14 protein-coding genes are annotated in these 14,967 nt (G+C 30.3%); 12 read left to right on the top strand and 2 right to left on the bottom strand.

Going from position 1 to position 14,967, the window contains the following annotated elements; all coding sequences use genetic code 11:
* The first annotated feature begins 259 nt into the window (after positions 1-259).
* The 8 genes from KGF45_RS14440 to KGF45_RS14475 all read left to right on the top strand — a co-directional run bounded on the left by KGF45_RS14440 (position 260) and on the right by KGF45_RS14475 (position 7,368).
* A complete protein-coding gene (locus KGF45_RS14440) occupies positions 260-2,350 on the top strand; it encodes a molybdopterin-dependent oxidoreductase (protein ID WP_227842788.1) in 2,091 nt (696 codons plus the stop codon).
* An 86-nt stretch (positions 2,351-2,436) separates the two neighbouring features.
* Positions 2,437-2,772 carry an anti-sigma F factor antagonist gene (gene spoIIAA / locus KGF45_RS14445; protein ID WP_227829681.1) on the top strand — a complete coding sequence of 112 codons (336 nt, stop codon included), beginning with the start codon at positions 2,437-2,439 and terminating at the stop codon, positions 2,770-2,772.
* A gap of 13 nt (positions 2,773-2,785) precedes the next feature.
* Positions 2,786-3,214 (top strand): anti-sigma F factor, encoded by a 429-nt coding sequence (spoIIAB, locus tag KGF45_RS14450; protein WP_227829680.1) that lies wholly within the window; start codon positions 2,786-2,788, stop codon positions 3,212-3,214.
* Between the two features lie 22 nt (positions 3,215-3,236).
* Complete coding sequence (gene sigF / locus KGF45_RS14455) at positions 3,237-4,001, top strand: RNA polymerase sporulation sigma factor SigF (protein WP_227433403.1); 765 nt, start codon at positions 3,237-3,239, stop codon at positions 3,999-4,001.
* A gap of 215 nt (positions 4,002-4,216) precedes the next feature.
* A complete protein-coding gene (gene spoVAC, locus KGF45_RS14460) occupies positions 4,217-4,654 on the top strand; it encodes a stage V sporulation protein AC (protein ID WP_003418420.1) in 438 nt (145 codons plus the stop codon).
* 135 nt (positions 4,655-4,789) lie between these two features.
* The gene (gene spoVAD, locus KGF45_RS14465) at positions 4,790-5,803 is read left to right on the top strand and encodes a stage V sporulation protein AD (RefSeq protein WP_227829679.1); all 1,014 of its coding nucleotides are present in this window, start codon (positions 4,790-4,792) and stop codon (positions 5,801-5,803) included.
* Between the two features lie 12 nt (positions 5,804-5,815).
* Complete coding sequence (gene spoVAE / locus KGF45_RS14470; RefSeq protein WP_169468704.1) at positions 5,816-6,178, top strand: stage V sporulation protein AE; 363 nt, start codon at positions 5,816-5,818, stop codon at positions 6,176-6,178.
* Between the two features lie 170 nt (positions 6,179-6,348).
* Positions 6,349-7,368 carry a LacI family DNA-binding transcriptional regulator gene (locus KGF45_RS14475; RefSeq protein ID WP_227829678.1) on the top strand — a complete coding sequence of 340 codons (1,020 nt, stop codon included), beginning with the start codon at positions 6,349-6,351 and terminating at the stop codon, positions 7,366-7,368.
* A gap of 126 nt (positions 7,369-7,494) precedes the next feature.
* Here KGF45_RS14475 and KGF45_RS14480 read toward each other — a convergent pair whose 3' ends face one another.
* Entirely contained in the window at positions 7,495-8,361 is an 867-nt protein-coding gene (locus KGF45_RS14480; RefSeq protein WP_227829677.1) for a LysR family transcriptional regulator, read from the bottom strand.
* Between the two features lie 148 nt (positions 8,362-8,509).
* Between KGF45_RS14480 and KGF45_RS14485 the strand changes: the two genes are divergently transcribed.
* The 4 genes from KGF45_RS14485 to KGF45_RS14500 are packed head-to-tail and all read left to right on the top strand — an operon-like array spanning position 8,510 to position 11,965.
* Complete coding sequence (locus KGF45_RS14485; protein ID WP_227829676.1) at positions 8,510-9,352, top strand: DUF3100 domain-containing protein; 843 nt, start codon at positions 8,510-8,512, stop codon at positions 9,350-9,352.
* Positions 9,353-9,366: 14 nt separating this feature from the next.
* Positions 9,367-9,831: a hypothetical protein gene (locus KGF45_RS14490; RefSeq protein WP_227829675.1), complete on the top strand. Its 465-nt coding sequence runs from the start codon at positions 9,367-9,369 to the stop codon at positions 9,829-9,831.
* A 13-nt stretch (positions 9,832-9,844) separates the two neighbouring features.
* Positions 9,845-10,990: a M20 family metallopeptidase gene (locus KGF45_RS14495; protein WP_227829674.1), complete on the top strand. Its 1,146-nt coding sequence runs from the start codon at positions 9,845-9,847 to the stop codon at positions 10,988-10,990.
* A 39-nt stretch (positions 10,991-11,029) separates the two neighbouring features.
* Entirely contained in the window at positions 11,030-11,965 is a 936-nt protein-coding gene (locus KGF45_RS14500) for a DUF1177 domain-containing protein (protein ID WP_227842789.1), read from the top strand.
* A 184-nt stretch (positions 11,966-12,149) separates the two neighbouring features.
* Here the strand turns inward: KGF45_RS14500 and KGF45_RS14505 are convergent, their stop codons facing one another.
* Positions 12,150-14,819 carry a transglycosylase domain-containing protein gene (locus KGF45_RS14505; protein ID WP_227842790.1) on the bottom strand — a complete coding sequence of 890 codons (2,670 nt, stop codon included), beginning with the start codon at positions 14,817-14,819 and terminating at the stop codon, positions 12,150-12,152.
* Positions 14,820-14,967: the final 148 nt, after the last annotated feature.

Consider the following 14,967-nt stretch of genomic DNA (forward strand, 5'->3'; position numbering starts at 1 on the left):
TTAACTAAGAAATATAGTAAGTAAATCTATAAGGCAGTCTAACTGCTATTTTAATATTAAACAGTATGTGTGAATTTAATATTGTGCTTTCTTAATTCGATTTGTTGAAAGTAATTTTATATGAATATCATATTTATAAGGTATTTTTAAATTTATTTTGATAAAATATATTTATGTCTTCAGCAGGATATTTTCAGTATACAAATCTTAATAAAAATATAGTGAATAGGTAGCGTTTATAAGGAGAGAAAGATATTTTATGGATACAATGAAGAAATTAAGTCATGGATGTACACTAGATTGCCATGATTGTTGTAAATTTAATGTTTATACTAGTGGAAATAATGTGATAAAAATTGAAGGAGATAGGAATCATCCTTATACAAAAGGATTTATATGTAAAAAAGGGTTGGCTCATTTAGATAGATTAAATCATAAAGATAGGATAGAGACTCCAATGTTAAAGGTAGACGGTCTATGGAAAAAGATTTCTTTTGATGAAGCATTAGAGATAATGGCAGATAAACTCCTATATTATAAAGAACAGTATACATCAAAGTCTATTATGCACTATGACCAATATGGAAGTGGGTCTATATTAAAATATATAGGAGATGTGTTTTTTAATTTTTATGGAGGAGTTAGTAGACATAAGGGAGGGCCATGTTGGAGTGCAGGAATACATGCCCAAAAGTATGACTTTGGAGTAGCTAAGGGACATGCTATAGAAGATATGCTAAACAGCAAGAGTATCTTTATATGGGGAAAAAATCCAGCATATACTACCATTCATACTATGCAAATAATTAAAAAAGCTAAAGAAAAAGGGATAAAAATAGTAGTCATTGACCCTATATATACAAAGACTGCTCAAATGGCAGATAAGTACATACAAGTAAGCCCTGGAACAGATGGAGCATTAGCTATGGCTATGGCAAAAATTATAATAGAAGATAACTTGCATGATGAAGAATATATAAATTCATATGTTGTTGGTTTTGAGGAGTATAAAAAATATTTGGATTCATTAGATTTAAACTTTTTAAGTGATGAATGTGGTGTTAAAGAAAAGGATATAAGAGAGTTAGTTAATTTATATGCTAATAAATATTCAAGTATAAACGTAGGTTATGGTCTTCAAAAGTATAAAAATGGAGGAAATACAATAAGAGCGATAGATGCCTTAGGAGCTATAACAGGTCAAATAGGATTCAGTGGTGGAGGAGTGAATTATGCTAATAAGGTTTATCCAAATGTGATAGATGCTGACCCTTATAATAGTCAATCATATGGAGAAGATAGGGAGTTTTATGTAAGTAATATTAGCAAGTTTATAGAAGAATCTTTAAAAGACAATACACCAAATGAAGCTAATAATATGTTAGAGAAAACAAATAATATATTGAGTGAATTTGATAATATGTCAAGTAAATCACTAAAAGGAAATATTCCTATAAAGATGGCAGTAATAACTAAAAGTAATATGTTAAATCAGTTGCCAGATTTAGTAGAACTAGAAAGAGTTTTTTCAAAGATTGAATTTAAAGTATGTTTTGATATGTTTATGACTGACACAGCTACTTTATGTGACTTATTTATACCTTGTACAAATACGCTTGAAAGTGAAGATATAATTTATAGCTCAATGATTAATCCATATATAACATACAATGAAAGAGCAGTAAAACCAAAGCATGAATTGATGGATGAGTATTATTTCTTTATGGAGTTAGCTAAAAAGATGGGGCTAAGAGACTATCCTTTTGTATCAAAAAAAGAATACTTAGAAAAAGTAATTGAACCACTTAAACGCTTTGATAAAAGCCTAGATATAGAAAAGCTTAAAAATAGTTCTTTTACTATACATAATCCTATTGCTTGGGAAGATAAGAAGTTTGAAACTCCATCTGGAAAGTATGAACTTTATTCAGAAAGGATAAGAGATTTAGGAATTAGTCCAATTCCAGTGTATATAAGTAACAAAACTAGAAACTTTGAATATGAAAATAGAAAAAATATTTTTAGACTGCTAACTAATCACCATGCAGATACTTTGTTTAGTCAACACTTTATGGATAAGACATCTATAGCTCAAGCATATATAAATCAAAGTATGGCTAAAAAAATAGGTGTTAAGAATAAAGAGATTGTAGATTTAAAGTCAAAAAAAACAAAGATAGATGTTCAGATAAATATAGATAACAGAGTAAGTGATTATATAGTAAAAATGTATGTTGGATGGTGGAAGAAACATGGCAATCCTAATAGTTTAACAGATACTGGTATATCAGATATTGGTGGTCAAGTAACATATAATGAAACGATGGTAGAAATAATACGACAAAACTAGTTAAATTTCATTGAAGGAATAGAAATAAGATTATAGAATTGATTAAAAGTTACTATTTTTACAAAACTATTGAAGGAGGGATTTTGATGGTAAAATATTCCTTAGAACATAAGAATCTATACATAGAATTTATGTGCTCAGAACTAGACCACCATGTAGCTAATGAAATAAGGGAAGAAATAGATAACTTATTAAGTGTTAATCAAGTAAAAAATGTTGTATTTGATTTTGGAAATATTAATTTTATGGATTCTTCAGGTATAGGTGTCATCATAGGTAGATATAAAAAAATTTCTAATGAAGGGGGACGAGTTTCAGTAATTAATATAGGTTCACGAGTTAAGAAAATTTTTGATTTATCTGGGTTAAATAAAATTATTGGCATTTATGATACGTATGAAGAAGCTCTAAGTTCTTTGTAGGGAGGAGTATGTGATGAATAATATTATGGAAGTTAAATTTTCGGCACTATCAGAAAATGAAAGTTTAGCAAGAGTTATAGTAGCATCATTTGCAGCAAAATTAGACCCAACAGTAGATGAATTAGTTGATATAAAAACTGCTGTCTCTGAGGCTGTTACAAATGCTATAATACATGGATATGAAGAAGACAGTTCTAAGTTTGTTTTTTTGAGATGTGAGATAGAAGGAAATACTATAAAAATTGTAGTTGAAGATGAAGGGTATGGAATAGAAAATGTGGAGAAGGCAATGGAACCACTTTATACATCAAAACCAGAACTTGATAGATCAGGAATGGGATTCACAGTTATGAAAAGCTTTATGGACGATGTAGAGGTAAGTTCTAGAAAAGATAATGGCACTAGAATTGAAATGACTAAAAAAATAAATTTGCCTAAATAAAGTCCAAAAGTGAGGTTTTATTATGGAAGTAACTGTTGCCAGAGAAGAAAAAAAACCTCTTCTTAGTCATGAAGAGACTCTAGAACTTATTGATAAAGTTCAAAATGGAGATGAAGAGGCAAAAGAAATATTAATATCAAGTAATTTAGGTCTAGTTAGGAGCGTTGTATCTAGATTTTTAAATATAGGGTATGATAGAGAAGATTTATTTCAGTTAGGTTCTATAGGTTTAATAAAATCAATATATAAATTTGACCCCAAGTTTAATGTTAAATTCTCTACTTATGCAGTACCAATGATTCTAGGTGAAATAAAGAGATACTTAAGAGATGATGGTATGATAAAAGTATCAAGGTCATTGAAGCAAATAGCTGTAAAGGCCAAGATGGAAAGTGAAGCTTTAACTAAAAAGCTAGGTAGAGAGCCAAGTATAGAAGAAATAGCTCAAGCATTAGATGTAGAAAAAGAAGATTTAGTAATGGCTATGGAAGCTAACTTTAATGTAGAGTATTTGCAAGGTGTTATTCATGAAGAAGAAGGTTCTCCAATCTGTCTTATTGATAAGATAAGCATGAAAGGAGAAAGTGAGGAAGAAAAAGTTGTAGATAATATATTATTAAAGGACATACTTGGAAGACTGGATAAGAGAGAACGTCAAATAATAGTTCTCAGATATTTTGAAGATATGACTCAAAGTGAAATAGGAGAAATGCTCAATATATCACAGGTTCAAGTATCAAGAATAGAGAAAAAAGTATTGTCTAAGTTAAAAGAATATATATCATGATAATATTTATAATATATTAAGTTTTTAAGTTTCGATTAAAAAATTATAAGTTCAAATAAAAAATATTAAAAAACAAGGTGTCTTTATAATAGAAAATAAATTATTTTCTTTATTAGGCATCTTTTTTATTTTTTGACAAAACTTTAAGTGTCTAAAATAAATTATAGGTTTATTTTTTTAAAATTAACAAATAATACTTTAGAGAGGTGTTTAGTATGGATAAAAATTATAAAAAGTATGTAGACCAAATAAGCCCAAAACCTACATATTTAAAAAACTATACACTTGCATTTATTGTAGGTGGAATTATTTGTATGATAGGGCAAGCTATAAATGATTTATACATGAAAGTTGGAGGGCTTGATAAATTAGGTGCTAGTTCTGCTACATCAATAACACTAATATTTATAGGGGCATTTCTAACTGGATTAGGAGTTTATGACCTAATCGGAAAAAGAGCAGGAGCTGGTTCTATAATACCAATAACAGGTTTTGCTAACTCAATAGTATCTCCTGCAATGGAGTATAAAAGAGAAGGATATGTATTAGGTGTAGGTGCAAACCTATTTAAAATTGCAGGACCAGTTTTAGTTTATGGTATAGGTTCTTCTATTTTATGTGGAATTATTTATTATATTTTTAAAATGTTTTAGATGATTTTTATTTAATTTAAACTTTATTAATTAACTATTAGCTAGAAAAATTATCTATTAGAAAATAGCTATGAAAATTTCAATTAATATTAAAGGATTAAATAGTAAAATTCAAAATTAAAAAGGTGTGAAAATATGAAAAATAAAAGAATTGGAAAAAGAACAGTCAAGCTAGAAAATAAACCAACAATAATATCAGCTGGCACTATAGTCGGTTCTAAAGAAGGTGAAGGACCGCTAAAGGACTATTTTGATATGATTATGACCGATGATTTATATGGTGAAAAAACTTGGGAATTAGCTGAAAGTAAAATGGTAGAGACTGCATCACAGAAAGCCATACAAAAGGCAGGAAAAAAACTGTCAGATGTAAATTACATGTTAGGTGGAGATTTAATCAATCAAATAGTACCAGCATCTTTTGCTGCAAGAGAATTAGCAATTCCATTTTTGGGTATATATGGTGCTTGTTCTACAATGGCAGAAGGACTTTGCATAGGTTCTATGCTTGTAGATGGTGGTTTTGCAGATTTAGTGCTATCAGGTACATCAAGCCATTATTGTACAGCAGAAAGACAATTCAGATTTCCACTAGAGCTAGGAAATCAAAAGCCAATGACAGCTCAATGGACAGTTACAGGAGCAGGAAGTGTTTTACTAGCTCCTAATGGAGAAGGTCCTAAAGTAAAATATGTTACAGTTGGAAAAGTAATAGATAAAGGTATTGATGATGGTAATAATATGGGACCAGCCATGGCTCCAGCAGCAATAGATACTATATATTCTTATTTTGAAGACACTAATGATGACCCAAATAGCTTTGACATAATTGCCACTGGCGATTTAGGTACACTTGGAAAACAGATAACAGAAGACTTTTTAAAACAAAAAGGTGTAGATATTTCAAAGTGTTATACTGATTGTGGTATAGAAATGTTTAACCTTAAAGAGCAAGATGTTCACTGTGGTGGAAGTGGATGTGGATGTTCAGCTACAGTATTTGCAGGATATATATATGAAAAGTTAAGAAAAAAAGAATTTAACAAAGTAATGCTCGTATCAACAGGAGCACTATTATCACCAACAAGTACACTACAAAAGCAAACAATACCATGTGTTGCACATGCAGTAGTAATAGTAAATGAGTAGGATGTGATATATATGTTAATGGACTATGTAAGAGTATTTATTGTAGGTGGAATTATATGTTTAATAGCCCAAGTAATGATGGATTATTTTAAGATGCAAACTCCATATGTTATGGTAACATATGTAACATCTGGTGTAGTTTTAACTTTTCTAGGACTTTATGAGCCATTAGTTAAGTTTGCAGCAGCAGGTGCAACAGTTCCTATAATAGGATTTGGATATTCACTTGCAACAGGAGTGATAAAATCAATACAAAGTGATGGATTTTTAGGTATTTTTCTAGGTGGAACAACTGCTACAGCTGGTGGAATAGCCGCAGCTATATTTTTTGGATATATTATGTCAGTAGTATTTACACCAAAAGCAAAACCATAAAATCACTTAAATATATGATAAGTTTTTTTATTAAAATAGGTAGATATCTTTTTAGATTCTACCTATTTTTTTATAGTTACAAGCGTTTACATAATCAAGTTGACAATTATTTACAACATGGTGTAGTATTATATTAGCAAAAATAAAATGAAGTGAAGTAGGGGATAAAGATGGTAACTATTAAAGATATTGCAAAGAACCTAGGCATTAGCTATTCAACTGTCTCTAGGTGCTTAAACAATAATCCTAATGTATCTGAAAAAACAAAAAAGAAGGTAGTGGAAGAGGCTAACAGGCTAGGGTTTCATTTTAATGTAAATGCGAGAAATCTAGCAAAAAAAGAAACAAATAGAATAGGGGTAATCTTTTCAAATAATTTTAATCATCAAGACACTAGAAAATTTTTTAGTGATATAATGGACAGTTCTATAAATTCTATTGAGACTAATAAGTACGACTTTATAATACAGCCTAATAATAACATTAGTGGTGACAGTAATGTCTATAAAATGGTTAATGGACAAATGGTTGATGGATTAGTAATAGTGTCTCAATCAATAAAAAAAGAAGAGTATGAGTTTTTAAAAGACAATAATTTTCCACATGTATTCATATATTTTAAGCCATCTTTTGTAGGAGAAGTAGATAATTTCTTTTGGGATGATAACGTATATGGAGGTTATATAGCTACTAAGCATTTAATAGATCATGGTCATAAAAATATAATAACAATAACTTCAGAAGATAAGAGTTCAAAAATGCACGAAGATAGAACAAAAGGGTATTTAAATGCTATGGAAGAAGCTAATTTAAAGACTGATGTAATTGAATCTAGAATGGATTTTGAATCTCAAGTTGAGCTATTAAAAAAATATATTGATAAAATAAAAAAAGCTTCAGCTATATTTGTGCAACAAGATGTACCAGCTATTTCTATAATACAAGAATTAAAAACTACTTATGGTATAAATGTACCAGAAGACATATCTGTAATAGGATATAATAATATTGAATTGATATCTTACTTTAGGTCACACTTATCAACAATAGATGACCCAAGAGAACAAGTTATAAAAAATGGAGTAGATAGTTTAGTAAATACAATAAATAAAAAGAGTACAGAACATATCCCAAGAAAACTTTATCCAAGACTAATTATAAGAAACAGCGTTAATAGAATAAAAAACTAAAAGTAGTCCAGTTGATTATAAAATTTAATATGAATAAAAACCTGCATAAAAATAAAAATACTGGAATGAAAACTCATTCCAGTATAAAGTCCAACCTTTTGGGTCTCAGTGCAACATTGAGCTTTACTATTTATTAAGATAGTTTTTTATAAAATCAATAAACATCCTTGTTGACTTGTTTAAAAATTTATTATCTGTCCAATATAGCTCAATAAATTGCTCACATCTTATATCATTAATAGGCAATAGTTTAATAGAAGATTCATAATCTATACACCATGATTTTTCAGGAATAAATCCAACTCCATGACCTTCTTTTATCAAATTATAAACAGTTGAAGGAGAATCACATTCAAAACATACATTAGGTTCAAAGTCAGCATAGTTACAAAATCTATCTGTAATTTTTCTGAAATTTGTACCTTCTTCTAAACATATAAAATTCTCATCTTGTACATCTTTAAAATATATACTGTTAAGCTTTGATAGTGGATTGTTATAAGGGATACCTATAAATATTTCTTCACTAGTTAATACTTCATAATTTGATGATTTAAATTCAAAGCAATATGAAGTAATACATATATCAAAATCGTAGTCAAATGTTGATTTTGGAACATGTTGCATTAATTTGAATGAAATATTTGGATGTAATTTTTTAAATTCACTAAGTACATCTAAAATTAACCCTGATGCAGTAAGTACGATTAATTTGATTTGGTCAAACTCACTACAAGCTAAATCTTTTATTTCTTTAGTTGATGTATCTAATAAATTAAGTATTGAATCAACTCTTTTAAGAAAAATATTTCCGCAATAGTTTAATTTAATAGACCTTCCTTTCCTGTCAAATAATTTTACACCTAAATCCATTTCAAGTAGAGCGATACTTTTACTAAGTGCTGACTGTGTTACATGCAATTGCTTAGCAGCATTAGTCATATTTTCAGTACGAGCTATAACTTGAAAATATTTTAATTGTAATAAATCCATGATGTTTAATCCTCCTTTTGCTTTATGACTAAAAGCATATAAAAATAATGAAAAATTTATATTATACATTATCGATGAGAGAATATATAATTAAATCACTAACAATTATATTGTAAGAAAATTATAAAAATTGCAAGGAGGTACAGAAATGAAAGGAAAGACAGGAATTAGAAATGCTCTGATAGCAGCCTGTATAATTACAGTATTGGCTGAATTAATTGGGCCTATTTCATTTAAAGTTATGGGTATTAATATAACTTTACTTAGTATACTATGGGCTATCTTTATAGGTATGGCTGTTTCCCCTCATTTGTTAGGAAGGATTATACCAGCTTTAAAAAAGTTTATAGGAGATAATGAAATAAATGTATCTCCATATCTTTTATCCTTAACTCTATATCCATTGGGAATCATGTTTGGAATTAATGCAGGACCTAAAGTTGGTATATTACTTCAAGCAGGACCAGCACTTTTATTACAAGAGTTTGGTCATATGGGTACAATGTTAATAGCATTACCTGTTGGAGTAGCGTTAGGTCTTGGAAGAAGTGCATTAGGAGGAACTTTTTCATTATGTCGTGACACAGCACTAGGAATTATTGGGGATAAGTATGGATTGAATTCACCAGAAGGTATAGGAACATTAGGAACTTATATAAGTGGTAGTATCTTTGGAACATTATTATTTTCATTTTTGGCACCACTGGGTGTTCTTATAGGCTTTCATCCATATGCTTTAGCAATGGCATCAGGAATGGGAAGTGGTTCTATGATGGGGGCTGCAACAGCATCATTGATGAATACTGTACCAAATATGTCTGAACAGATTTTAGCTTATTCAGCAACCAGCGGATTGATTACAGCTGTTACTGGAATATACATAGAATTATTTTTATCATTACCAGTTGCCAATTATTATTATAGTAAAGTGGCTCCAATTATTGAGAAGTTTAGAAGTAGAAAAAAAACAAAAACAAGAGATGTTTTATAATGGAGGGTGTATAGATGGAAAAAACTTTGAAGACTATTATGGAACAGATAAAAATAGTAATGTTCATATATATTATTATTTGCTTTGGACAGGCTATAGCACTTAAAACACAGGCTAAAGATTTATTGATTGGAAGTGTATTTGGTTTTATATTAGTAATAATTGCTATTGTAATAAAGAATTTTGTTAAGAGACCAAATTTACCAGGTTTTGCATGGGCTACTTTGGTTGCGTTTGTATTATCACTTCCAATATCACCAGTTGGAGATTTTATAGCAAGTAATATAGGAAAAATAAATTTTATGTCTACAGTAACACCATTATTAGCTTTTGCAGGAATTTCTGTAGGTAACCAATTGGATATATTAAAGACTTTGAGCTGGAAGCTAGTAGTTATATCATTTATAGTTATGACATCTACTTATTTTGGTTCTGCTTTTATATCTCAAACAGTTCTAAAAATAAATGGAATGCTTTAAGGAGGTAGTAAGTATGGAAGAATTAAAATTAAAAATCAAAGAAGATATAAAGTTGTTATCTGATGAGAAAAAAGCATCATTTGAAAAGGTATCTAAATCTTTATTTGAAAATCCAGAATTAGCATTTGAAGAATTTAAATCACAAAAAGCATTATGTGATTTATTAGAAGAAAATGGATTCAATGTGACAAAAGGTGTAGGAGGATTAGAAACATCTTTTGAGGCAGTCTACTCAAATGGAACTGGTGGAAAGACAGTGGCTTTTTTAGCTGAATATGATGCACTTCCAGGTATGGGACATGCTTGTGGACACAATATTATAGGCACAAGTTCTGTTGGAGCGGGTATTATTTTAAAAGAAGTTATAAAAAAATATGATATAGAAGGAACTGTAAAAGTGTTTGGAACACCTGCTGAAGAAAGAGTAGGTGGAAAGATAACTATGATTAGAGAAGGAGTATTTAAAGATGTAGATGCTGCATTAATTTTACATCCATGTGATGCTTCAATACCTGATGATATATCATTTGCTCAAGTTAATTTAAAATTTGATTTTAGTGGAAAAGCTTCTCATGCTGCTGCTTATCCTTGGGAAGGAAGAAGTGCATTAAGTGGAGTAATAGCATTGTTTAATAGTGTAAATAGCATGAGATTACATCTTAAAGATTATGCAAGAGTACATGGAATTATAACTGATGGAGGTAGTATACATAACATAATTCCCGAAAAATCTACAGCTATATTTAATGTAAGAGCATTAAGCATAGAATACCTAAATGAAATTTGTGATATGCTTAAAAATTGTGCTAAGGGAGCTGCAATTTCTACAGGAACTAGTGTAGAAGTAATTCAATTAGATGAGATATATAAAGAAATAAAAAATGATTCAAGATTAGTAAATATAGTTAGAGAAAATTTTGAAGTATTAGGTGAAGACTATATTGAAAGAGATTTAACTCAAGGTATTGGCTCAACTGATACTGGAAATTTAACTCATGAAATACCTGCAATACAAGCGTATATCAAATTAAAAGAAAATACTGCAACTCATACAGAAGAATTTGCTGTAGCTGCTGGTGGAGAAGAAGGAAAAATAGCACTTATAAAAGCAATTAAAGTACTAGCAATGTGTGGTGTAGATGTTTTGTACAGTAAATAATGTATTATTAAAAAAATACATAAAGAAAGGAGATTAAATATGGTATTAAAACAAGTATTAGAGGTTTATGATATTTTAGACAAATCAACTGCAAGTGGAGAAGAAGTAAAGACATACTTACAAAGCTATGGTGGAGAAAATATAATAGTAAAAAAGCTTTCATCAAGTAAAGGTTCTACAGATTTAGTTAAGCTTACAATTGCTGGCAAGAATGGTAAATTAAAAGGAGGAAGTGCTCCTACTCTTGGTATTTTAGGCAGACTTGGAGGTATTGGGGCAAGACCAGAGGTAATAGGTTTTGTTTCAGATGGTGATGGAGCATTGGTAGCAATTTCAGTAGCAGCGAAACTTTTAGATATGCAACGAAAAGGAGATGTATTAGAAGGAGATATTGTGATTTCGACTCATATTTGTCCAGATGCTCCAACTAAAGAGCACTATCCTACACCTTTTATGGATTCACCAATAGATATGATAACTATGAATGAAAATGAAGTTGACAGTAGTTGTGATGCAATACTTTCAATCGATACTACTAAAGGTAATAGAATAATCAATACTAGAGGATTTGCAATATCGCCAACTGTAAAAGAAGGGTATATATTGAAAACTAGTGATAATCTTTTAGATATTATACAGACTGTAACTGGAAAATCTCCATTTGTATTTCCTTTATCTATTCAAGATATAACACCATATGGAAATGACTTGTATCATTTGAATAGTATTTTACAGCCAGCAGTTGCTACAAATTCTCCAGTAGTTGGAGTAGCAATTACTACAGAAATGCCTGTTGCTGGATGTGCTACAGGTGCAACTCATTTTAGTGATTTAGAGTCAGCTGGTAGATTTGCAATTGAAGTTGCCAAATTATTTGGTGTAAATAAGTGTGATTTTTATGATAAGGAAGAATGGGATATACTTATCAAAAGATATGGTAAATTAAATACATTCCAGACTTTTGGTATACAATAAGCAAAAAATATAAAATTTATATAATTTGTAATACATAAATATTATAACAATTCCCACATTAATTATAATTACTAAAAAAGGAGTGTCTCATTGAGGATTTCTAAAAATCACTCTGAGGCAACTCCTTATATTTTTGTTTGAATTTTAAGTATTTATTAATATTTAAATATAATCTTTTATTAAACTAAGGTGTTGTATTTCCACCACCATCAGGAGGGGTGACAGTACCACCACTGTTTCCACCATCATCAGGAGGAGTAGTACCACCACTGTTTCCACCATTATCAGGAGGAGTAGTACCACCGCTATTTCCACCATTATCAGGAGGAGTAGTAGTTCCACCACTATTTCCACCATTATCAGGAGGAGTAGAGCCACCACCATTGTTACCTGAATTATTGTTGTTATTATTATTCTCTTCTTCTTGTTGATTATTATCTGGTTTCTTTGTATCTTCAGGAGATGGTTGAGAACTTACTCTAGAAGGAGCAGTACCTTCAATAAATGCTGCTTTAGAGCCAGAAGATTGCTTTCCTCCATCTTCTAAATTAATTTTTGTAAAATATACATTTTTAGGAACTTCAAATTCAGTAACTGTTAAATTTGCATGTATTTTTGACATAATTTTTTGCCAAAGTTTTGCTGTACTAGTACTTCCATGTGGAACATCTCTACGTTTTATGGTGTTACCAGCATCATCTTTTCTACCAGCATCATCTCCAATGTATGTTGCTCCTACATAATAAGGTGTATAACCAACAAACCAAGCATCATATGCGCTATTTGTAGTACCTGTTTTACCTGCAACAGGCATTTCTTTTGGAAGTGATGCAATACCACCTGTACCTTCAGTAATTACACTTTCTAACATATCTGTAACAACATAAGCTACTTCTGGGTCTACAACTTTATGTTCCTCAGGAGCGTTTTTAACTAATAATTGGCCATCAAAAGTAGTTATAGTAGTGTAAATAGATGGTTCTACATAAACTCCTTGATTTGCTAATGTACCGTAAGCAGCAGCCATCTGAAGTGGGGTAATACCACTTGCCATACCACCAAGTGTTAATGCTGGAAACTGTCTATCAGTTGCTCCTGTTTGGCTATTTTTAACAGTTGTTATACCAAAGTTCTTTAAGTAGTCCATCATTATATCTATACATTCATCGTAAGAATCTCCAAGCATTTCAGCAGTTTTAACTGCTATTGTATTTGAAGATTTAGCAAGTGCTTTACGTAAACTCATAGAACCATGACCACTAGTAGTAGTTCTTGGATTCCACTTATTATTTTCTTCAAATTTATATCCTCCTCTAACATCATTTAGAGCAGTTGATTGTGTAATCTTTAAAGTATCAATAGCTGGCGTATAAATTGCTAGAGGTTTTATAGAAGAACCTGGTTGATGAGGGCTAGTAGCACGATTTAAAGTTTTTCTGCCACTTATGTTTCTACCTCCAGCTAGTGCTCTTATTTCACCATTCTTGTAATCTAAAATTACCATTGCAGCCTGTGGCTGGCTAACTCCATCAGGTCCAACCATATGGCCTGGGAAATTGCTATTTTTATCAAATTCTTCTTCTAAAGCATCTTGCATTTTAGGGTCTATAGTTGTATTTACAATTAGACCACCATTGTAGAATAAGTTTTGAGCTTCATCATTTGTATGACCTTGTTCCATTAGGGCATTTATAACTTCACTTTCAATAAGGTCTTCTACAGATGAAGAAACTTTATCTGCTGATTTAGGTAATTTTATTTCTATCTTAGCATTAATTGCTTCATCATATTCTTTTTGTTTTATATATCCTAGGTCTAACATTTTCTTTAGAACAATTTCTTGTCTTTTCTTAGCTTCAGGATTGTTTATAGCTTTTCTGACAACTAATGTACCTGCTTTTAGTTGTCTATAAGTATCACTAGATATAAGTTCCCAAGTCTTTAATTTCTCAATCATATCAAAGTCTACTTGAGTTGGGTCATCTAAATCATCATCAGTTGTATTAACAAAAAATAATAATTTATTCTCTAAGTCACTCTTAGCTTCACTTCCATCTAATTTAGAAGTTTTGTAAGCTGAGAACCTAGATGGGTTTTTAGTTGAACCAGCAAGAAGTGCTGACTCAGCTATAGTAAGGTCAGCTGCAGACTTATCAAAATAACCACGTGCACCAGCTTCAGCTCCTGCAAGACCTTTTCCAACGAAGAAGTTATTTAAATAAGTTTCTAATATTTTGTCTTTACTTACTGTCTTACTCATCTCATATGCATAATAAATATCTTTTATTTTACGAGGTAGAGTTTGTTGCTCAGTAGTCAACAGCATCTTAGATACCTGCATAGGAATAGTACTACCACCTTGCTTGGTACCTGTAAGAGTCTTTAATACTGATCTAAATAAACCTTTAATGTCAACACCCTTGTGTTCATAAAAACGTTCATCTTCTATTGCAATTACTGCATGTTGAAGATGAGTTGAAATTTTATCTAATGGAACGGGTGTCTTTTTATTTACACTTGGAGCAGTAGATAATGTTTTTCCATTAGCGTATTTAATTGTAGTTGTTTGGTTGGTTTGTTTGTCTAAAACAGCTTCTGTAACTGGAGAGACATCTCTTAATGATGCAAATACTAATCCAGCAGTACCTGCTGCACCAACAACTAATAAAACTAAAAATACTATACCAAATACTCTTAGTCTTTTAAATTTATCGCTTTTTTTAGGTTTATTCTTGTTTTTAGTTGAACGAGTTTTGTTAGCTGAATTTCTATTAACTGGTTTATTTGAGTTACTAGATGAGCTAACCTTTTTTCTTCTGATTTTATTTCCATTTTTATCATTATCGTTATTCATAAGATTTTAACCTCCTTACTTAATGCAATATTATAACACAAATAGGAGTAATTTTGTAATTAATAGAAAAAATGAATTTGCTATAATATTCTTTACATTGTAGATATGTATAAACAAAATGTATTAATAAGTCTATATTTTTATTTAT

It is taken from the genome of Clostridioides sp. ZZV14-6154 (genome assembly GCF_020657785.1).
Lineage (GTDB): Bacteria > Bacillota > Clostridia > Peptostreptococcales > Peptostreptococcaceae > Clostridioides.